The organism is Nocardia sp. XZ_19_231 (assembly GCF_015355705.1).
Lineage (GTDB): Bacteria > Actinomycetota > Actinomycetes > Mycobacteriales > Mycobacteriaceae > Nocardia > Nocardia salmonicida.
The window spans coordinates 921,994-943,117 of record NZ_JACUZI010000002.1; the positions used below are offsets into that span (position 1 = coordinate 921,994).

Annotated in this window: 11 protein-coding genes; 7 read left to right on the forward strand and 4 right to left on the reverse strand. The window is 68.8% G+C overall.

Features of this window, described 5'->3' with window-relative positions; translation table 11 throughout:
• Window positions 1-14 precede the first annotated feature (14 nt).
• Window positions 15-1,373, reverse strand: a complete 1,359-nt coding sequence (locus IBJ82_RS11485; RefSeq protein ID WP_194825868.1) for a hypothetical protein — start codon at window positions 1,371-1,373, stop codon at window positions 15-17.
• 114 nt (window positions 1,374-1,487) lie between these two features.
• Window positions 1,488-2,195 (reverse strand): siderophore-interacting protein, encoded by a 708-nt coding sequence (locus IBJ82_RS11490; RefSeq protein WP_194825869.1) that lies wholly within the window; start codon window positions 2,193-2,195, stop codon window positions 1,488-1,490.
• 105 nt (window positions 2,196-2,300) lie between these two features.
• Here IBJ82_RS11490 and IBJ82_RS11495 point away from each other — a divergent pair, with 105 nt between their 5' ends.
• A complete protein-coding gene (locus IBJ82_RS11495) occupies window positions 2,301-3,572 on the forward strand; it encodes a SidA/IucD/PvdA family monooxygenase (RefSeq protein ID WP_194826228.1) in 1,272 nt (423 codons plus the stop codon).
• Between the two features lie 61 nt (window positions 3,573-3,633).
• Here the strand turns inward: IBJ82_RS11495 and IBJ82_RS11500 are convergent, their stop codons facing one another.
• Window positions 3,634-4,296 carry a GNAT family N-acetyltransferase gene (locus tag IBJ82_RS11500; protein ID WP_194825870.1) on the reverse strand — a complete coding sequence of 221 codons (663 nt, stop codon included), beginning with the start codon at window positions 4,294-4,296 and terminating at the stop codon, window positions 3,634-3,636.
• Window positions 4,297-4,550: 254 nt separating this feature from the next.
• On the opposite strand from IBJ82_RS11500, the gene IBJ82_RS11505 reads away from it, so the two are divergent.
• From IBJ82_RS11505 to IBJ82_RS11525, 5 genes are read left to right on the forward strand one after another with little or no spacing between them, the layout of a single operon-like run.
• A complete protein-coding gene (locus tag IBJ82_RS11505; protein WP_194825871.1) occupies window positions 4,551-5,303 on the forward strand; it encodes a thioesterase II family protein in 753 nt (250 codons plus the stop codon).
• Complete coding sequence (locus IBJ82_RS11510; RefSeq protein WP_194825872.1) at window positions 5,300-6,613, forward strand: polyketide synthase; 1,314 nt, start codon at window positions 5,300-5,302, stop codon at window positions 6,611-6,613. Before IBJ82_RS11505 ends, IBJ82_RS11510 begins: the two co-directional genes overlap by 4 nt.
• The gene (gene nbtC / locus IBJ82_RS11515; RefSeq protein WP_194825873.1) at window positions 6,606-9,773 is read left to right on the forward strand and encodes a nocobactin polyketide synthase NbtC; all 3,168 of its coding nucleotides are present in this window, start codon (window positions 6,606-6,608) and stop codon (window positions 9,771-9,773) included. Before IBJ82_RS11510 ends, nbtC begins: the two co-directional genes overlap by 8 nt.
• A gap of 13 nt (window positions 9,774-9,786) precedes the next feature.
• Window positions 9,787-14,874: a non-ribosomal peptide synthetase gene (locus IBJ82_RS11520; RefSeq protein ID WP_194825874.1), complete on the forward strand. Its 5,088-nt coding sequence runs from the start codon at window positions 9,787-9,789 to the stop codon at window positions 14,872-14,874.
• Between the two features lie 43 nt (window positions 14,875-14,917).
• Window positions 14,918-19,639 carry a non-ribosomal peptide synthetase gene (locus tag IBJ82_RS11525; RefSeq protein ID WP_194825875.1) on the forward strand — a complete coding sequence of 1,574 codons (4,722 nt, stop codon included), beginning with the start codon at window positions 14,918-14,920 and terminating at the stop codon, window positions 19,637-19,639.
• Window positions 19,640-19,757: 118 nt separating this feature from the next.
• Here IBJ82_RS11525 and IBJ82_RS11530 read toward each other — a convergent pair whose 3' ends face one another.
• Window positions 19,758-20,636, reverse strand: a complete 879-nt coding sequence (locus tag IBJ82_RS11530; RefSeq protein WP_194825876.1) for an NAD(P)-dependent oxidoreductase — start codon at window positions 20,634-20,636, stop codon at window positions 19,758-19,760.
• A 49-nt stretch (window positions 20,637-20,685) separates the two neighbouring features.
• Between IBJ82_RS11530 and IBJ82_RS11535 the strand changes: the two genes are divergently transcribed.
• The gene (locus IBJ82_RS11535; RefSeq protein ID WP_194825877.1) at window positions 20,686-21,087 is read left to right on the forward strand and encodes a MerR family transcriptional regulator; all 402 of its coding nucleotides are present in this window, start codon (window positions 20,686-20,688) and stop codon (window positions 21,085-21,087) included.
• Window positions 21,088-21,124: the final 37 nt, after the last annotated feature.

The following is a 21,124-nucleotide window of genomic DNA, read 5'->3' on the forward strand; positions in this document are numbered from 1 at the left end:
ACCCGCCTCGCGGGCTACCGCGCAACCGGTCCGCCGACGACCCCCGGATGGTTCGTCGCGGCGGGCGCGATCTCGCTGTGCCTACCGAGGAGAAACGGCGTGAGGATGTCGTTGGTGAGGCGTTGGGTGTCCGGTGCGCCCCGTGACCCGCCGACCAGGCTCGTCACGACGAAACGGGCTGGAGCGGCCAGGAACTGGGGGACGTCGGTGAAGCTGTAATGGTCGGCCTTGCTGATCTCGTACCGGAACCCCGGCGCCCGCAGCCGTTCCAGCAGACTGCGATTGCCGTCGAGATAGCTCTGGGAATGGCCGGTCTCGGCTCTGTCGCTCTCGATCAGCAGGACCGGTCGGGTGAGCGAGCGCTCGGGCAGTGCGCCGTAGAGCGTGCCGTCGATATTGGCCGCGGCGGTGAGCCTGTGGTCTGTCGATAGCGCCGACAGCGCGGTGGCACCCCCGAAGGAATGGCCTGCCGCGCTGAGGTTTCCGAGGTCGACTCGGTCGGCAAGCGGGCCGAGCAGCTCAGGGCGCGCGAGTTGATCGAGCACGAAGCGCAGGTCGGCCGTTCGGGTTTCGAGTCGCTCGGCCATGTATCGGGTGCCGTCGGGGTCGTCGGCCGACATGTTCTCGACGGTGGTGGCGATGGTGCCGTCGGCGAGTTCGGTCACCGCCGATTCGTAGGGGTGATCGACGGCGAGGACAACGAAACCGCGGCTGGCCAGGTCGGCGATCAGTCCGGTGTAGAAGGCGCGCGGTGCGCCGTAGCCGGGGGAGAACAGCACAACGGGCCAGCGATCCTTCGCTGCCGAGATCGGCACATCGGCCGTGGCATGGGTCTCGACGTGGTGGTCGGACAGCAAGAAGCCCGGTATTCCGGACACCCGCGACGGCAATCGGCCGTGCCCGTCGAGATACACCCACTGCCTGCCGGACTCGACTTCTGTCGGGTACCACGCCTGGACAACGACATTGCGCCGATCGTCGGCTGCTGTCATCGGCTCCGGTCGCTGCTCGTCGACCCAGCGGAAGATCTCCGATCCGACGGCATAGGGGCCGGTGGGCTCGGGCAGTCGCGGCTGCGGTGGCAATGCCCACGGCAGTATCGCCACGGCGGTGAGCACGCCGATCCCGATCCGGAACGGCACCCGGCGGCGGGCACCCGCGACATCGGTCACCACGAATGCCAGCATCAGCGCGATCAGCAGGTAGAGCGGCCACCAGTGCCAGTAGCCATCGAGGACCCACAGCCCCAGACCGCCGATGATCAGCAGTGGCAAGACGAACGGTGCCGCCCGCCTGCCGAACCTGGGCGCGGCGACCAGCGAGATCGCGAGCGCGACGGTGGACAGCAACAGCACGGCATCGACGGCGGACACGGCTCTCGATTCGGTCTGGTCAGCTCGGAGAGCGACTATCCGACCAGCTTGCCGAGAATCGACGATGCCCGCATCGGCATCAGGGTGCGGTTCGGGTCATCCCGGAGGATGACCTCACTTCCAGTAGGCCTGCGACTTGATCGAGGTCTTGGGCAGGGCGTGCTGGGTCTTGAGGGTCTTCACGATCGAGCGGGTGGTGTGCCCGTCGCAGGTGACCCATCCGTAAGTGCCAGGTACGCAGGTGATTTCCTGAGCGGCCTCGCGCAGCAGGCGGCCGTCATCGATGCGCTGGACCCAGGTGAGGGTGTGGTGGGGCTTGTTGCTGACCGGGATGGTCTGGTCGGACTCGTACTGCCATTCCAGCCAGACTCGCGCGGGGGTGTCGCCGATGGCGTCGAGCAGCGAGTTGATGGCGGGCAGGGAGGCGGTGTCGCCGAAGATGACGTACTCGCTCGGTGTCTGCTCGGGCAGTTGGAAGTCCGAGCCGAGCACGGTGGCGTCGAGCGGGTCGCCCGGCTTCGCGCGGCGCGCCCAGTCGGCTGCCGGACCGTCATGCAGGGCGAAGTCGATGCTCATCGTGTCCGCGTCGGGGTTCTGGTCGACCAGGGTGTAGCCGCGGTGGTGCAGCTTGTCGCTGGTGGCGTCGGGAATCCACAGGCGGATCCACTGGGTCGGGTGCACGGGGTGGTCGGCGAGCAGGCCACCCGCGGTGAAGCCGATGCGGACGAACTTGTCGGTGACCTGTTCGTTGGACGTCACCGTCAGCCGGTAGTCGGCACCGCCCCAGGCCTTGGTTATCAGACCATTCAATCCCTTACCCATGGGCGTTAGGTTAGCCTAACGACACTTGTTTGTCTGCTCCGGTGGTTAAATAAGGTAAGCCTATGCAAATATGGGCTGGTGCGTAAGAGAGTGGAGAACGAACCGGTGGAAACCCTCCTGGTAGTCGGCGCGGGGCCGAAAGCCCTTGCGGTGGCGACTAAATCGCACGTTCTGCGCTCGCTCGGAATGCCCGCTCCGCGCGTTGTCGTGGTCGAGGCGCACGCCGTCGGCGGTAACTGGCTGCCCACCGGCGGCTGGACCGATGGACAGCACCGTCTCGGCACCAGTCCCGAGAAGGACATCGGCTTCCCGTACCACTCCACCTGGGCGCGCGGCCGCAACCACGACATCGACCATGCGATGTCCGCCTTCAGCTGGACCACGTTCCTGATCGAACACGGCACCTACGCCGAGTGGATCGACCGCGGCAGACCCAGTCCGCAACATCATGTGTGGGCCAAGTACCTGCAGTGGGTCGCGAAGTCCATCGACCTCGAGCTGGTGCTCGGTCGCGTGGAGCGCATCAGCCACGGCGACGGCGAGCAGTGGCAGGTCGATGTGGTCGACGCCGACGGCGCGCGCAGCGAACTGACCGCCGACGGCCTGATGATCACCGGCCCCGGCCGCAGCAGCCGCGCCCTCATCGACCATCCGCGCGTGCTCAGCATCGCCGAATTCTGGGACAGGGCGGGCAAACGCACGCTGCCCGCCGCCTCGCGCGCCGCGGTGATCGGCGGTGGCGAGACCGGCGGCTCGGCGCTGGACGAGCTGGTTCGCCACGAGATGCTCACCATCTCGGTGATCTCCCCGCTGGCCACCCTCTACACCCGTGGCGAGAGCTTCTTCGAGAACTCGCTGTTCAGCGATCCCGTGAAGTGGGCGGCGCTGAGCATTCAGGAACGCCGCGACGTGATCCGGCGCACCGACCGCGGGGTGTTCTCGGTGCGCGTGCAGGAGAGCCTGTTGGGCGACAACCGCGTTCATCACCTGCAGGGCCGGGTCACCAAGATCGCGCCGCAGGGCGAATCGCTGGCCCTGACGCTGAGCAACGAGTTGCGGGCCGATCAGGTGCACAACTTCGATCTGGTGGTGGATGCCACCGGCGGCCAGCCGCTGTGGTTCCTCGAGATGTTCGATCAGCGCACGGCGGACCTGCTCGAACTCGCAGTCGGCGGAGCGTTGACGCAGTCGCGGATCGAATCGTCGATCGGCTACGACCTGGCCGTCACCGGGCTCGGCGGAAAGCTCTATCTCCCCAATATGGCCGCGATGGCGCAGGGGCCGGGGTTCCCGAACCTCAGTTGCCTCGGCGAGCTTTCGGACCGAGTGCTGCAGACGGTGCCCGCTCGTGCGCGAGCCGCCGCCATCTCTCGCTGAGCACAGACAAAGAGCCCCTTCTGGTCGAGAAGTCGACGAGAAGGGGCTCTGGTGTTCGCGCTCAGCGCGGCGCGACTACGTCTTCCGGAGTGCGCGGCACGTACTGCAACGCGATGCGCCGATCGGGGCGGACGTCGATCTCACCGATCATCTGGAACCCGGCCTTGGCCAGGCTGCGGGCGATCGCCACGTTGCGGTGGTCGGGGTCGCCCAGCACGCGACGGCAATCGGGATCGGCCGCGAAGACGGCGGTGGTCATGGAGGAAATCCAGGCGGACATGATGCCCTTGCCGATCACCGCGGTGTCGGCGGTGGCGATGTGGAAGCCGATGTCGCTGGGATCGCTGTCGTAGAAGCGGCCGATCTCGTCTTTGGCGGCGCGGTAGAACTCCAGGTAGGCGATATCGCGGACACCGAGTTCGGGCTCGCCGAGCAGGGCGAAGTCCAGGCTGAGAATGCAAGGGCGGGAATAGGTTCCGGCCAGTTGCGCGCGGAAGTTGTCGCGGCGGCGCTCGGCATCCCAGTCCTGTTCCCACGATTCGAGCAGGTGCGGGCGGGCCATCCATTCGGCGAGCAGTTCGGGGTCTGTGCCGTCGGGATCGGCCAGGCGCAGGCTGAACGGCGCCGCGAAAACGGGCAGCGCGGGCGCGGGCGCGGCGGCCACCTCGGCGGGCAGATCGGTCTGCTCGCGGGGCAGCGCGGTGGGGGTCCCGGCGGGGTTCATCTACTCGGTGCTCCGTTCAATCGTAACCTTGGTCACCTCGATGGGTAAGGCTAGCCTATACTAATGGCCGGGTGTTACTGTTGCCCGACCGATCGCCCGGTAGTAGCGGGCGGTCCACGAGTCCGGTCGGATTCGGGTGCAACAGGATTCACCCCGGTCCCGGACGACCGCGCCGGGCGGGCCCGTGCGCGAGCGCGGCGTTGGACAGTGCGAAACGGTAGCGCAGCGTTGTGCGGCCGGTAAGGGAGAGCGACATGGCAAGAGAACTCGGCTGGATCAGGCAATTTCAGGCCCCCAGGACCGATTCCCTACCGCCGCTGATCGTCTTCCCGCACGCGGGCGCGGGCGCCTCGGCCTACCGGGTGTTCGCCAAGCGTATGGCCGCCGATTTCGACACCGTGATCGTGCAGTACCCCGGCCGTCAGGACCGTGCGCGCGAAGCCGCCGCCGACACGCTGCCCGAGCTGGCCGCCGGTGCCTTCGACGCCTTCCGTGACTCCGCCCGCGACACCGGCGCACCGCTGACCGTCTTCGGCCACAGCATGGGCTCCATCGTCGCGTTCGAGTTCGTGCGTTTGGCGGAAGCCGCGGGGTTGCCTGTGCGTTTGCTAGTGGTCTCCGCGGCCGCCGCACCGCACCGAATCGCCGAGCTCCCCGGCCATCCCACCGAAGACGATGAATTGCTCGACCACATGGCCGCGCTCAACGGAACCGGTGCCGACGTGATGGCCAGCCGTGAGGTGATGCGGATGGCGCTGCCGGTTTTGAAGGCCGATTACCGTGCCTTCGATGCCTATTCGTGCGGCCCCGAGGTGACTGTCGCGACACCCGTGCTGGTCCTCGGCGGCGACGACGACCCGTTCGTCGGCCCCCGCGACCTCTACGGCTGGGACCAGAGCAGCACCGCCGAGACCGAGGTCAACCTGTTCGCGGGCGGCCACTTCTACCTCGACGAGAACATCGACGGCATCGCCGAGGCGCTCGTCGGCAAGGCGCTCGCGCGATGAACTCCGATCCCATCGTCATCGTCGGGATGGGCGTCGAAGCCCCCGGCGGCGTCGACACACTGCCCGACTTCTGGTCGGCACTGGCCTCCGGGCGCGAGCTGATCGGCCCGTTCCCGCGCGACCGTGACTGGCCGCTCGACGAACTGTTCGCCCTCGGCAGGCTCGAGGGCTGGGCACCGGTCCGCGACGCGGGCGGATTCCTCGACAGCGCCACCGAGTTCGACGCGCAGTTCTTCGGCATCACACCGCGCGAAGCGGTGGCGATGGATCCGCAGCAGCGGGTGGCCATGCGGGTGGCCTGGCGCGCGCTCGAGCACGCGGGCATCAATCCCGGCGCGCTCGACGGTGATTCGGCCGGTGTGTGGATGGGTGTCTCGGCGGCCGAGTACGGGCCCCGGGTGGGCTCGGTGAACGAGTACAGCGGTTACCGCGCGACCGGCACCGCGCTCGGTGCGGTGGCCGGGCGGATCTCGCACGGGCTCGGCCTGGTCGGTCCTTCGATCAGCGTGGATACCGCGTGCGCGTCGTCGCTGACCGCCGTGCATCAGGCGGCCTCGGCGATCCGCGCGGGCGAGTGCGACTGGGCGCTGGCGGGCGGGGTGTGCGTGATGGGTTCGCCCGGCGCGTTCTACGAGTTCTCCAAGAACAATGCCCTGGCCACCGACGGCCACTGCCGTTCCTACGCCGCCGACCCGACCGGCACCCTGTGGGCCGAAGGCGCGGGAGTCGTCGTGCTGGAACGGCAATCCCGGGCGAAGGCGCTCGGCCACCGGATCTACGGGCAGCTGCTCGGTTCGCGGGTGAACCACAACGGTGCGGGCGCCCCGATCGCGGTACCCAGCGCGAGCGCGCAACAGCGGCTGATCGCGGACACGGTCGCCGCGGCCGGAATCAGTGCCGACGACATCGGCCTGATCGAAGGCCACGGCACCGGCACCGCCGTGGGCGATCCGCTCGAATTGACCGCGTTGGCAGCGACTTACGGCAATCCCGATCGCACCGACGGCCCGCTGCTGGGCTCGGTGAAGTCCAACACCGGCCACGCCCAGGCGGCCTCGGGGATGCTCGGGCTGATCAAGGTGCTGCTGTGCGGTGCGCACGGCGCCATCGCACCGAGCCTGTGGGCCGACGCCCCGACCACCGACATCGACTGGGACGCGACCAGTTTGCGGCTGGCGGCCGAACTCACCGACTGGGCGCCTCGTGCGGACGGCCTGCGCTACGCCGCGGTGTCCTCGTTCGGTGTCGCGGGAACCAATGCGCACGCCATCGTCGGCCTGCCGGTGCTGGAGGAGACCAACCATGGCTGAGTACCGCTTGCCGGACGGCAGCGTTCCCGTGCTGGTGTCCTCCGACAGTGTCGACGGCCTGCGCGTCGAGGCCGCCGCGCTGCGCGACTACGTCGCCGCGCATCCTGAGGTGACTCCGGAACGGTTGGCGGACATGCTGTTCCGCACCCGTTCGGCCCGTCGCCGCCGTGCCGTGATCCTGGCCTCGCCGTCGGTCGCGGCCGATACCGACTCGGGCGCGGGAGCCGACCAGGCCGCAGCGCCCTCGGCGCGGGCAACAGACGAGCTGCTTTCCGCCCTCGACGCCATCGCCACCGGCGCCGACCACGCGTTGGTCGTGCACGGCGACGTCCCGGCGAGCGCGCGTCGGGTCGGCTTCGTTTTCCCGGGTCAGGGCAGTCAACGGCCCGGGATGGGCGCGGTGTTCTACGCGCAGTCGCAGGCCTACCGCGCGGTTGTCGACGAGTGCGCCGCCATCCATGCCGAACGCTTCGGGCATTCCCAGCCGCTGCACTATCTGCTCGGGCACGAGGGGCAGTACGAGGACACGGTGTGGGAAGTGCAGCCCGCGTTGATGTTCCACATGACGGGCCTGGCCGCGCTGTGGCGAGCGGCGGGTGTGGATCCGCACGCGACCATCGGCCACAGCCAGGGCGAGCTCGCCGCCGGCGCGGTCTCCGGCGTGATGACGCTGCGTGATTCGGTGCTCGCGGTGACCCATCGCGCCCTGCTCGCGGACCGGCTTTCCCCGCGCGGCTATTCGATGGCGGTCTTCGGGATGGACCGCGAGAGTGTGGAAGCGCTGATGGCGCGGCACTCGGGGTGGGCCGAACTCGCCGTCGTCAACTCGCCGCATATCATCGCCATCTCCGGTGAACGCGGCGCCGTGGTCGATCTGGTGGCCGCGGCCACCGCGCGCGGCCAGTTCGCCAGGGAGATCCGGGTCGCCTTCCCGGCACACACCTCCATCGTCGCCGAGGTGCGGTCCGATTTCGAGGGCTTCCTCGGTGACGAGATGAGCACACCGAACTTCACCGCGTCCGAGATCGCTTGCTACGGCGCGACCCTCGGCGAGAAGATCACCCCCGACCTCAAGCAGGAGGAGTACTGGTTCTGGAACCTGCGCAACCGCGTCCGGTTCGACCGGGCCGTGGTCAGCGCGGGCAGTGACGGCGTCGACCTGCTGATCGAGGTCGCCGAGCACCCCGTGCTGCAACTGGCCATCCAGGAGAACCTCGGCCTCGTCCCGAACCGTCCCGGCCTGCCCGCGCGCGATTTCCGTGTCCTCGGTACCTCGCTGCGCACAGCGGACGGCCTGTCGGAGTTCACTCGCAACCTCGCCCAGGTCGCCGTTCTCGACATCGATTACCGCTGGGACGCGCTGCGAGTCGACGACACCGTCACCCTCCCGCTGCGCGACTTCCCGCACACCGTCACCAACCCCAAGCGTCTCTGGGCACCCCTCGGCACCAACGAGACTCCCGCCGAACTCGCCGTCACCACCCCGAAACCCCAACGGCTGGTGGAACAGTGGACGCCACTACAGCGTCGCGCGCTGACCGCGCCGCGTCACCTGCTCATCGTCGACCACACGGGCGAATGCGCCGAGCTGGCCGCCGCGTTGGTCACCGCGGCGGACCGCCACGGCGCCGAGGCGCGCGTTGTCGCCGCGGGTGGACGCGGCGATGAACTGCCCACCGACACCGTGATCGTCCTGCTTCCGCCGAGCCCCGACGACGACAGTGCCGATGCGATCGACGCGCTGGTCGACTTCTATGCCGAACGTGCTTGGGCCCCGGCACTATCCGCGCTGCGACCGGGCGGCGAGTGCTGGCTGCTCACCGCAGGCGGCGAGACCGTGCACGACGGTGACCCGATTCCCGGACTGTTCCAGTCGGGCGTCAGCGCCGGATTCCGCAGTGTCGGCATCGAACACCCCGGCATCCACTTCCGCCATCTCGACCTCGCCGCGAGCGAATCCGCGCCCGCGCAAGCCGCCAAGATCGTCGGCGCGGTGCACTCGAGCGGTGAGGCCGAGTTGGCGCTGCGGACGGGCAAGCTGTTCGTGAAGCGGCTGGTCGTCGATACGACCGACGAAACCGGCTCGCTGGACACGGATCTCGATCATGTGGTGATCGTGGGCGGCACCGGTCAACTGGGTCTGCGGTTCGCCGATCACCTGGCGCGCACGGGTGCGGGCCGGGTCACGCTGCTGAGCCGCAGTGGCGAAACCGACGCGCTGGCACCGGAACTGGCTCGGCTGCGCGGTATCGGCACGACCGAGATCGTGGTGCGGTCCTGCGATGTCAGCGACATCGACGCCGCGACCGCCTTCGGGGCCGAGATCGCCCACCGCCCCGTGGATCTGGTGATCCATGCCGCGGTGAACTACGTGGACGCCGAACTCGAGCAGATCACCGGCGACGCCGTGCGCACCGCCGCCGCCGCGAAGCTGCGCGGCCTGGACAACCTGATCGACGCGGTCGCGCTGACTGTGGACTGCCGGGTCCTGCTGTGCTCCTCGATGGCGGCGACGCTGGGCGGACGCGGGCAGGTTCTGTACGCGGTGACCAACCGCATGCTCGACGTGGCGGCCCGCCGACTCCGCGCCCACGGCATCGCCGCCGCGAGCCTGCAGTGGGGTCTGTGGAGTGTGGCCGGTCCGCTCGACGACGCCGGGTTCGCCCGGGTCGAAGAGGCGGGCGTGTTCCCGATGGTGCCCGCCGACGCGATCGAGGCCGGACTGGCCGCGCCGGTTCGCGACGGCATGATCATCGCCGCCGACTGGGACTTCCTGCGCGAGGTGCTCGGGGCGTTCGGACAGGCCAGCGTGCTCACCGGCCTCGAATCCGCGACGCGGACACCGCAGGTGACACAAGCACCCGCCGACGTGGTTCCTTCCGCCGCACCCGCTCCCGTCGCTGCCGCACCAATCGACAGCTTCCCGCTCGACCTGCGCATGCGCACCGAACTGCTCAAGGTGATCGGCGGTGACAGTGCCGAATCCATCGACGCCACCATGCCGTTGGTCGCACTCGGCCTCGATTCCTTGCAGGCTTTGGACTTCCGCAAGCGCGTGAAGGCGGAGCTGGATCGCGATCTGCCGGTCGCGGCGATTCTCGGCGGCGCATCGCTCGACGATGTCGTGCTGCTCATGGCACAGAACACCAACCAGGGCTGAGGGGCCGAAGAACATGTCTGACACCGAAGCCACCCTGTCCGTCGCGGAACGCCGCAAACTGCTGCTGCAGCAGAAGCTGCGCGAACGCGGCATGTCGGTCGTGCAAGCCGAACCCGTCGAGGTGCCGAGGATCCCGGCGGGGGAGCGGCGCCCGCTCACCCCCGGCCAGCGCCGCATGTGGTTCCTGCAGACCCGCGACGCCGACGACACCGCCCTCAATATCTGCGTCGCCTACCGCCTCACCGGCCCGCTCGACGCCGACCGCCTGCACGCCGCGTTCGACACGGTGGTGGCGCGCCACGACATCCTGCGCACGACCTACGGCGCGGATGTCGACGGCACTCCGTTCCAGGTGTTCGCCACGGATGCCCGCGCCGAATGGTCGACCCACGACGTCACCGAGCTCGCGGAGTCGGGTCGCGACCTGCGGGTGGAGGTGCTGGCCCAGCGTGACTTCGCCCGCCCGTTCGCCCTCGGCACCGAGCTCCCGCTGCGTGCCACGCTGATCCGCACCGGCGTCGACGAGCATGTCGTGCTGTTCACCATCCACCACATCTGCTGGGACGACGACTCCTGGGCCATCTTCTTCGCCGAACTCAACGCCGCCTACCGGCTAGGCACCGCGTCGAACGCCGACCGCCCGGCGGCCGCTAGCGGCTCCCAGCCCGACACGGTGCAGTTCGCCGCGATCGCGCCCACTGCCGAGCCCGCCGAAGACGACGTCGCCTACTGGCGTGACGCCCTTCGCCCGCTGCCCGAACCGCTCGACCTCCCCGGCGCCGCCTCGGTCGGCGCGGGCAGGCACGCCCGTCGCCGCACCCACCGGCTGCCCGCCGACCTCGTCACCCGCACCGAACAGTTCGCGCGCGAGCAGGCCGCGACCCCGTTCATGGTGCTGCTCGCCGGTTTCGACGCCCTCGTGCACCGCTACACCGCCGCCGACGACTTCCTGGTCTCCATCCCGGTGACCGACCGTCCCGTCGGCACCGAACAGCTCATCGGCTACTTCGGCAACACCTTGCTGTTGCGCGCGGGAATCGGTGGCCGCGACGATTTCGCCACCTTGGTCGCCGGCGTTCGCGACACCTGCACCGGTTCGTTCGCACGCCGTGGGGTCGGCATCGATCGTGTTGTCCGTGAAGCGAATCCGGACCGTGTCGCCGGACGCGACGGCATGGATCAGCTGGTCCGCCTCGGCTTCAGCGTGCGCAAGAGCGCCGACGGTTTCGCCATCGACGGCGTGCGATCCACCCAGCTCGAACTGGGCGCGGCGAGCGCGCAGGTGCCGCTGGCCTTCGCCGTGGTGCTCGAGGCCGACGGCAGCGCGGTGGTGGAAGCCGAGTATCAGACCGACGTGCTCGCCGATGCCCTCATCGACCAGCTGCTGGTCCATTTCGGTCGCCTCCTCGACAGTGCCCTGCGCGACCCGAAGCGCAGGCTCGCCGATCTCGACATGCTCGGCGACGCCGACCGCGCCGCGCTGCTCGACCGTTCGCACGGCGTGCTCGTCGACGAACAGGCGACAACCCTTGTCGCCCTGCTGGAGTCGGCCGCGGCCGCCGATCCCGAGGCGCGGGCGCTGGTCTCCGATGATGTGGAGCTCACCTACGCCGCGCTGCACGCTCGCGCGAATCGGTTGGCGCACTGGCTGATCGAGCAGGGCATCGGCACCGAAGACATCGTCGGCCTTCGGCTCGGTACTTCGGTCGAGTTCATCGTCGCCGTGCTCGCGGTGCTGAAGGCCGGTGGCGCGTACCTGCCGATCGACCCGGCCTACCCGGAGGACCGCATCGAGTACCTGGTCGAGGACGCGAATCCTCGACTACTGCTCGGGGCGGTCGAATTGGCCGCCGCGGAGGAGACGGCGTCCGAGCTGCCCGTGACGGCACCCACCGATGCCGAGCGACTGCGCCCACTGCGCCCGTCGAACCTCGCCTACGTCATCTACACCTCCGGCTCCACCGGCAAGCCCAAGGGTGTTCCGGTGCCGCACAACGCGATCGCCGAACATATCGTCTGCTTCACCGCCGACTGGAACATGACCCCCGCCGACCGGCTGATGCAGTCGTCGTCGGTGAGCTTCGACGCGTCGCTGGTCGACATCGCGATCACGCTGACCGTCGGTGCGCAGCTGATCGTGCCCAAGCCCAACGCTTTCCGCGACATCCGCTACGTCGCCGACTTGATCAGCCGCCGCCAGGTCACCGTGCTGCACATGGTGCCGTCGATGCTGAGCACCTTCCTGCTGCTTCCCGAGATCAGTGAATGGCAGTCGCTGCGCCAGATCCCCGTCGGTGGCGAGGCATTGCCCGGCGAGGTCGCCGACCGCTTCGCCAACACCCTCGACGCCGAACTGCGCAACCACTACGGCCCCACCGAAGCCGTGGTGTGCTCCACCCACATGCCGGTCTCCGGCCCGCAGGGTACCGGCGTGGTGCCGATCGGCATCCCCAACCGCAACGTCTACACCTATGTCCTCGACGAGGCGCTCCAATTGGTGCCCGACGGCGTCGTCGGTGAGCTCTACCTGGGCGGTGAGCAGCTCGCCCGCGGCTACCTCGACCGGCCCGCGCTGAGCGCCCAGCGTTTCGTCGCCGATCCGTTCACCCCGGGCGCTCGGCTGTACCGCTCCGGTGACCTGGTGCGCCGCAACAACTTCGGTGAGCTGGAGTTCGTCGGTCGCGCCGACGAGCAGGTGAAGGTGCGCGGTTTCCGCATCGAACTCGGCGAGGTAGAAGCCGCGATCGCCGCGCATCCCGCCGTGGCCCACTGTGTTGTCGTGGTGACCGAGGACCCCGCCATCGGCGCGATGCTGGCCGCCTATGTGGTGCCCGCCGAGGGCACCGTCGACCTCGAACAGGTCCACGCGTTCGCGGCAAGCGGACTGCCCGAATACATGGTGCCCAGCGCGTTCGCGGTGATCCCCGAGATCCCGCTCACCGTCAACGGCAAGCTCGACAAGCGCGCCCTGCCCGCGGCGACCCCCGCCGTGGTGCGCACCCACCGCGCCCCCGCCACGGCCACCGAGCGCAAGGTCTGCGCTCTGTTCGGCGCTCTGTTCAGCCTCGACGAGGTCAGCGCGGAGGACTCCTTCTTCGAACTCGGCGGCCACTCACTGCTCGCGGCCCGGCTGGTAGCCCAGGTCCGCGCCGAATTCGGCGTGGAACTCGACGTCCGCGTCGTCTTCGACAGCCCGACCCCCGCTGCCCTCGCCGCGAACTTGGTCGCCCGCTTCCTGGCCGAATTCGACATCGACCTCGACGCCGTCGACAACGATTTCGACGACGCCCCCGCCGCTACCGAGAGCGAGTCCGTGACCACGGACACCAGCCGCCCCGCGATCGGTGGGCGCCCGCGTGGCGAGCGCGTTCCACTGTCGTACTCGCAGCTGGCGATGTGGTTCCAGTATCGGATGGAGGGTGCGGGCTCGGTCGGCAACCTGCCGCTGGCCATGCGCTTCGACGGCGCACTCGACATCGCGGCGCTGCGTGCCGCACTCGATGACGTGGTCGCTCGGCACGAGTCGCTGCGCACTACGTTCCCCGAACACGACGGCGTGCCCTACCAGGTGGTGCACCCCGTCGCTCCGGTCCCGCTGCCGGTGCGCGAGATCGCGTCCGACCAGCTCACCGAGGCACTCGCCGAGATCGCCGACTACCACTTCACCCTCGACGGTGAGCCGCTGATCCGCGCCGAACTGCTCGTCCTCGACGCCGACACCCACGTGCTCTCGCTGCTCGTGCACCACATCGTCGCCGACCACGCGTCCTTCGGCGTGCTGCTCGACGACCTCACCACCGCCTACCGTGCTCGAGGCGAGCTGGGCGGCGCCCCGAACTGGGCGGCACTGCCGGTCCAGTTCGCCGACTACGCGCTGTGGCAGCGCGAACTGTTCGACCAGGCCGCGCCGAGCGCGTTCGCCACCGACCAGATCGACTACTGGCGTGGCGCGCTCGCCGACGTCCCCGAGGAGATCGCGGTCGCCCACGATCGGCAGCGTCCGCCGGTGCTCGGCAAGCGCGGTGAAGTGGTGAACTTCTCGTTGCCCGCCACCGTGCGCTCCGGGCTGGAATCGCTCGCGATCCGCAGCGGCGCCACCGAATTCATGGTGTGCCAGGCCGCGGTCGCGACCCTGTTGCACACCCTCGGTGGTGGCACCGACATCACCCTCGGCACTCCCGTCGCGGCGCGCACCGATCCGGCGACAACGGCCATGATCGGGTTGTTCGCCAACATGGTCGTGCTGCGCAACGACCTGTCGAACGCGCCGACCCTGCACGACACCGTGCTTCGGGCGCGCAATGTGGTGCTCGACGCCAATGCCCACCAGGAGCTCCCGATCGAGCGACTGGTCGAAGCGCTCAACCCGCGTCGCTCACGCTCACGGAACCCGCTGTTCCAGAGCATGATCCACTTCCGTGGCGCCGACTGGGCACCGACCACGTTGCCGTTCGCCTCCTCGGGCGAAACCACCGTCACCGTGCTGCCCGCCGACTTCGACGTCTCGTTCCTGGATCTGAACCTGAGCCTGAACGTGACCGCCGAGGGCGGCATGGATGTGCGCGTCGTCGTCAACGCCGATCTGTACGACCCGGCCACAGCCGCGCTGATCGCCGACGCGCTCGCCGCCACGCTGCGCGCTTTCGCTGAGACACCCGACCTACCGGTCGCCGACCTGCGGGTGCTGCCTGCCGCGGATCTCGAGCGCCTGCTCGCCCCGCCTGCCCCGATAGCGGCGAGCGCCGTCGCCGCCGGTGCCGCGACCGACTCCGATACCGAGCGCACCCTGATCGCCCTGATCGAGGAACTGCTGGAGATCGACGAGGTCGTCGGCGACGACAACTTCTTCGCCCTCGGCGGCGACAGTGTCATCTCCATCCAGTGGTCGGCCCGCGCCGATGCCCTCGGCCTGCCGCTGTCGCCGCAGATGGTCTTCGAGTGCGCCACGATCACCGAATTGGCCGCCGCAGTCGACGCCGCCGCCGGTGGCGCGACTCGAGCCGATGAGCCCGAACAGGTTTCGCACGCGCCGATGAGCGCGTCGGGCCTGGAATCCGACGCCCTGTCCGCGCTGACGGCCGCCTGGTCCGCACAGGGATGAGCACGAACGTCGGGATGAACGAGCAGTTAGGAAGGGACGCAGCATGAGTGCGCCGCAGATCGAAGACGTACTCGCGCTGAGCCCGCTACAGGAGGGGCTGTTCTCCCTTTCCCGGTTGACGGGTACCGAGATCGACCTGTACACGATGCAATTCGTGGTCGATATCGACGGCCCGCTCGACACCGACCTGCTGCACCGCAGCGCGCAGGCCATGCTGGACCGTCATCCGAACCTGCGGGCCGCGTTCTGGGACACCGATGTGCCCAAGCCGGTGCAGATCATTCCTTCGCGCGCGGAGCTGCCGTGGGCCGAACGGTCTGCGCTGTCCACAGAATTCGACTCGATCGCCGAATCCGAGCGCCGCGTCCCGTTCGTGCTCAGTCGCGGTCCCGCACTGCGAGTGCTGCTGCTCGACGTCACCGACGCGCCCGCGCCGCGCAAGCGGATGATCCTCACCGCCCACCACATCCTCATGGACGGCTGGGCGGTCGCGGTGTTCTTCACCGAACTGCTCGCCGTCTACCGGGCGGGCGGCACCCTCGACGGTCTGCCCGCGCCCCGTCCCTACCGTGACTACATCGGCTGGCTCGGTGCCCAGGACCACGACGCCGCGGCCCGCCGCTGGGCCGAGTACCTGCAGCAGGTCAGCGCACCGCTGGTGCTGGCCGACGGCACCGGTGAGCGCGGCTCCGCGGTTCCGGAGACCACGCGACTCCGGTTGTCCGCCACCGAAACCGAACAGTTGCAGCAGTGGGCACGCGGCAACGGGATGACGCTGAACACCGCGGTCCAGTTCGCCTGGACGCTTCTGCTCGGCCGCATCACCGACCGTCGCGATGTCGTCTACGGCACCACCATCTCCGGCCGCCCCGAGAAGCTCGCGGGCGTCGAAGGCATGGTCGGACTCTTCATCAACACCGTCCCGGTCGTGCACCGCCTCGATCCCGCCGAGCCGGTGGTCGCGCAATGCGCACGCCTGCAACGTGATTCGGCCACCATGCGCGACATCGGCTACCTCAGCCTGTCGACCCTGCAGCGCGCGGCGGGGCACGGCGCCCTGTTCGACACCCTGTTCGTCTTCGAGAACGCCCCCATCGACGACGCCATCCAGACGGTCACCGCCCCCGACGGCGCGCAGTTCCGCCCGATCGAGATGGAAAGCCTCGCCCACTACCCGCTCACGGTGGTCTCCCACCTGAGCGACGGCGAGCTCCTCGTCCTGGTCGAGGCGATTCCCGCCCTCCTCGGTCACCTCGATCCGGCCGACCTCGGGTCCCGGATGCTCACCGTCCTGCGCACCCTGTCGACCCTCGACGCCACCGCGACTACAGAGTCGATCGACCTGCTCACCGAGGCCGAACACGCCGAACTCCGGAGCGCCGCATCAGATATCACTGCGGCGCCGACCGCCACCCCGTGGGAACTGTTCGAGCGGCAGGCGGCCGCTAGCCCGGACGCGATCGCCCTCACCACCACTTTCGGCGAGGTTTTCACCTACCGCGCCCTGCGCGACGAAGCCTGCCGGTTGGCGGGGGAGTTCGCCGCCAACGGCGTCGGCCCGGAAGCCGTCGTCGCCCTCATGCTCCCGCGTGGCCACCGTTCGATCGTCGCCATCCTCGCGACGTTCGCCGCAGGCGCTGCTTACGTCCCGGTCGACATCACGCTCCCGGCCGCTCGGATCGAATCGATTCTGCGCCAATCGAACCCGGCGCTCGCCGTCGTCCTGGACAAAGATCGGACGCTGCTCGGCGAGTCGGTGTTCGATTCGCCGTCCGCCGGATCGGAGACCGGAACGAGTCGGCTGAACAGCCTCGGCTCGGCAGCGCTCGCCGACACCACGGACGATCGAGGTTCAGTGCCGGTGTTGGCGATCGACGAGCCCGCCGTCGTGGCGCGGGTCGCGGCCAGGCCCGCGCAGGCACCCGCCGTGCATCGCGAACTCGACCACAGTGCCTACATCATCTTCACCTCCGGCTCCACCGGCGAACCCAAGGGTGTGGTCGGCACCAACGCGGCATTGGCGGGTTACTTCGCCGATCACCTGGAGCGTTTCTACCGTCCGGCCATGGAGAAGCTCGGCCGACCGCTACGGATCGCCCACGCCTGGTCGCTCGGCTTCGATGCCTCCTGGCAGCCGATGGTCGGCTTCTTCGCCGGCCAGGCCCTGCACCTGTTCGATGCCGAGGAGATGCGCGACGCGCACCGAATCGTCGCGGGCATGGCCGAATTCGACATCGACATGATCGACACGACCCCGTCGATGCTCGCGCAGTTGGCGGCAGCGGGCCTGCTCGACCGCGAACTGTCGGTGCTCGCCCTCGGCGGCGAGGCCATCGACACCGCGCTGTGGGCGAGACTGCGCGCCCTGCCCGGGACGGCTGTGTACAACTGCTACGGCCCCACCGAGACGACCGTCGAAGCCGTGGTCGCACCCGTGGCCACCTCGGAGATCCCCACGATCGGCACCGCCAACGGCGGCATGGTCGGCTACGTCCTCGACTCCCGGCTGCGACCGGTCCCGCAGGGCATCGTCGGCGAGCTCTACCTGTCGGGCGTGCAGTTGGCCCGCGGCTACCTCGGCAAACCCGCCATCACCTCGGACCGTTTCGTCGCCGACCCCACGCGCCCCGGTGAGCGCATGTACCGCACCGGCGACCTCGTGCGCCGGCTTCCCGGTGGCCGTTTCGGCTACCTCGGGCGCGCCGACGCCCAGGTGAAAGTGCGCGGCTATCGCATCGAGGTCGGCGAGATCGAGACCGCGCTGCGTCGCTCCGCCGATATCGACACCGCCGCGGTGACCGTGGTGCGCCGTGCCGGTGGTGCGTCGCTGGTCGGCTTCGTCGTCGGCAAGGCCGGTCGCGCCGTGATCGTGAGCCGGGTGCGCGCCGATCTGGCGCAACGCCTGCCCGCGTACATGATTCCCGCGCGCATCGTCGTGCTCGACCAGCTGCCGGTGAACGTCAACGGCAAACTCGACGGTCACGCGCTGAACGAACTCGCCGAGCAGTCGCTGTCGGTCGCTCACAGCAACGCCGCCGCCGAGACACCCACCGAGATCGCGCTCAGCGAACTGTTCGCCGAACTCTTCGACGGCCGCGCCCCTGGCATCGACGCCGACTTCTACGAACTCGGCGTGGACAGCATCGTCGCGATCTCGCTGGTCAACAAGGCCCGTCGTCGCGGCCTCGCCCTCAATCCGCGAATGGTGCTGGCCTGCCCGACTATCCGTGAACTCGCCGCCGCCGTCGATGACGCACCGGCCGCCGCCGCGCAGTCCGGCGCCGACGCCTACGGTGTGGTGCCGCCGCTGCCGGTGGTCTCCTGGATGTACGAATACGGCAACTACCGCCGTTTCACCCAGACCGCACTGCTGCGTCTGCCCACCGGAATCGACCGTGCGGCACTGGAATCCACCCTCCAGGCGTTGCTCGACGCACACGACACCCTGCGTGCGGTGCTCACCGATACCCCGGACGGCCCACGCATGATCACGCGCGCCCCCGGTGCTGCGAACGCTGCCGACCTCGTTATCGAAGCGCCGCGAGGGCTCAGCGGCGCCGAACTCGACACGGCCATCACGAAATACGCGCGAATCGCCAATGACGCGATCGACCCGCTGGCCGGCGGAATGGTTCGGGCAGTGTGGTTCGCGGGTACCGAGCCGACCGCCGACGCCCACGGTGCGGCCGAGATCGAGGGTGCCGCCACGCCTGGTCCGGAAGACGCGCCCATCTCAGTCGGTGGCACCCGTGCTCACGGGGACATCTTGCTGCTCGCCGTGCACCACCTCGCGGTCGACGTCGTGTCCTGGCACATCATGCTCGACGCACTGGCCGCCGCCTGGCAGCAGATCCAAGCCGGCGTGACGCCGAAGATGTTGCCCGAGTTCACCTCGTACCGACAGTGGTCCGAGGCCATGTGGCAGCGCGCGTCCGAACCGGAAGTCCTCGCTCAGCGCGATTACTGGACCACACAGGTCCGCGAACCCGATGCCGCACTCGGCTCCCGGCACCCCGCCCCGGCGACCGACACCTGGTCGAGCCTGCGGGTCAGCACGGTAGCGACTCCGGTAGCGGTCACCGAACGTCTGCTCAACCGCGTCGGCAAGGACGAGGGCGTCCGCGAATTCCTCCTCACCGCCCTCACCATGACCATGGCCTCGCTGCACGCCGACAACGGAAACGACCCGGCCGCAGGCGCATTGATCGCCATGGAAGGCCACGGCCGCGCCGACACCACCCTCGGCACCGACACGGCCAACACCCTCGGCTGGTTCACCAGCGTCTTCCCGGTACGCCTCGGCGTCGGCGACAACGCGGTGGATGTCGCACGCGCCCAAGCAGACCCCGCCGCCGCTCGTACCCTGCTCGACTCGGTTTCCGCTCACCTACGCGAAATCCCCAACCAGGGCCTCGATTACGGCCTCCTCCGCTACGTCAACCGTTCCGCGGAGCTCCGCACCGCCGCCGAACCCCAGGTCGAGTTCAACTACCTCGGCCGAATCGACTTGAGCGGCAACGAAACCGACCCCTGGTCGCTGCTCGTCGGCGAACACGACACCGCACTCCCACTCGACCCGGAACCGGACCTACCCCTGCGCTACGCGGTAGACGTCATCGCGGGCATCGGCGCCACACCCGACGGTTCCGCGCTCACGACGAACTTCCGCTGGAGTACCGCGCTCTTCACGGAAGCTCAGGCGGCCCGCTTCGCCGAACTCTGGGAGCTGGCGATCACCACCCTCGCCGACGTGCTGGACAGCTAGAACACACTGCTTACCGGGCTTGTGCCGGTGTCGTCATCCGCATTGGTCGTGCCAGGCAGGCTGTGTCGGTGGTCCGACAGGACCGGCAGAGATCGCCCGGTGGTTCGCGCGGTGTCGGTCAGTCACTGTGGGGTTTGGCGAACTCTTCGATCAGCACGGGATACTGTTCCCCGCCGTGACCCGCGGCGATCGACCGGTCCGCTATGGCCTTGATCAGCTTCGGCAGTTCGGCGTTGACGCCGAGCGCCTCGCACTCCTCGATCAGGTGGGCCATCGTTCGCGCGTCGGTCTCCAGGGCCGCCACCTCGGCGGGATAGGAACCGTTGTCGATCTGCTCGGCATAACCGGGCAGCCAGGTGGCCACCCCGGCCGCCATCATCTGCGCGAACGGGGCGAACGTCGCGGCGTCGACACCAGCTGTTCTGAGCATGGCGGTGCCCTGGAGCCAGGCGTTGAGGACGCTCCACATCATGGTCAGGCCGGCCACGTCATACAGGGAGGCGAGGCCGTGATCGGCGCCGAGGTAGGTGACGGTGCCCAGTGCCTCGAGCGTTGACTGATGGGTATCGAAGTCGGCCTGTGGACCGCTGTGCAGAATCACTGCGTCGGGGGTTCCGATCGCCTGCGGGATGGCCATGATCGCGCCGTCCAGGTAGTGAGCGCCACGCCGCGCGAACCAGCGGGCGGTCTCGCGGGCCTGGGCCGATTCGCCCGAGGTCAGATTGAGCAAGGTCGTACCGCCGACCTCTGTGGAATCGAACAGTTCACGGACGGCCGGGTAGTCGGAGACGCAGATGATCGTGATCGAGCCCGCTCGTAGCGCGTCACCGATGGTCGGCGCGAGCCGCGCACCCTCGGCGACCAGTCGGTCCGCCTTGGCAGGCGTCCGATTCCAAACGGTGGTGGGATGTCCGGTGGCGAGGAACGCGCCGGCGAGCGCCTGACCCATGAGCCCGAGTCCGATGACGGTGACAGGTGTTTCGGTTGCGTTGTTCATGGCAGCATCATCAACGTTCATACCGGTATGAAGGTCAAGCGAGGATGCGATGCGAATCGGCGAACTGAGTACCCGCACAGGCGTCAACACCCACCAACTGCGCTACTACGAGGCACAGGGCCTGATGTCCGCGCACCGCAGCCCGAACGGCTACCGCGAATACGACGAAACCGCCCCGCTGCGCGTCCAACAGATCCGCCACCTACTCGGCGCGGGCCTGTCCTCCGAAGACATCGCCTACCTCCTACCCTGCGCAGAAGGCGAAACCCCCACCCTCCCCGCCTGCCCAGACCTACTGTCCGCCATGCGAACCCGCCTCCACCGCCTCGACGACCAAATCAACCGCCTCGCCCGATCCCGCGAAGCCCTGGCCGGCTACATCGCCGCCGCCGAACGCACAACCAGCGACACCTACCCACCCTTCGACGGAACCGAACCGATCCCCGCCTGAGCGATGGTCGCGTTCTCCACCAACTGAGTCGGCATGA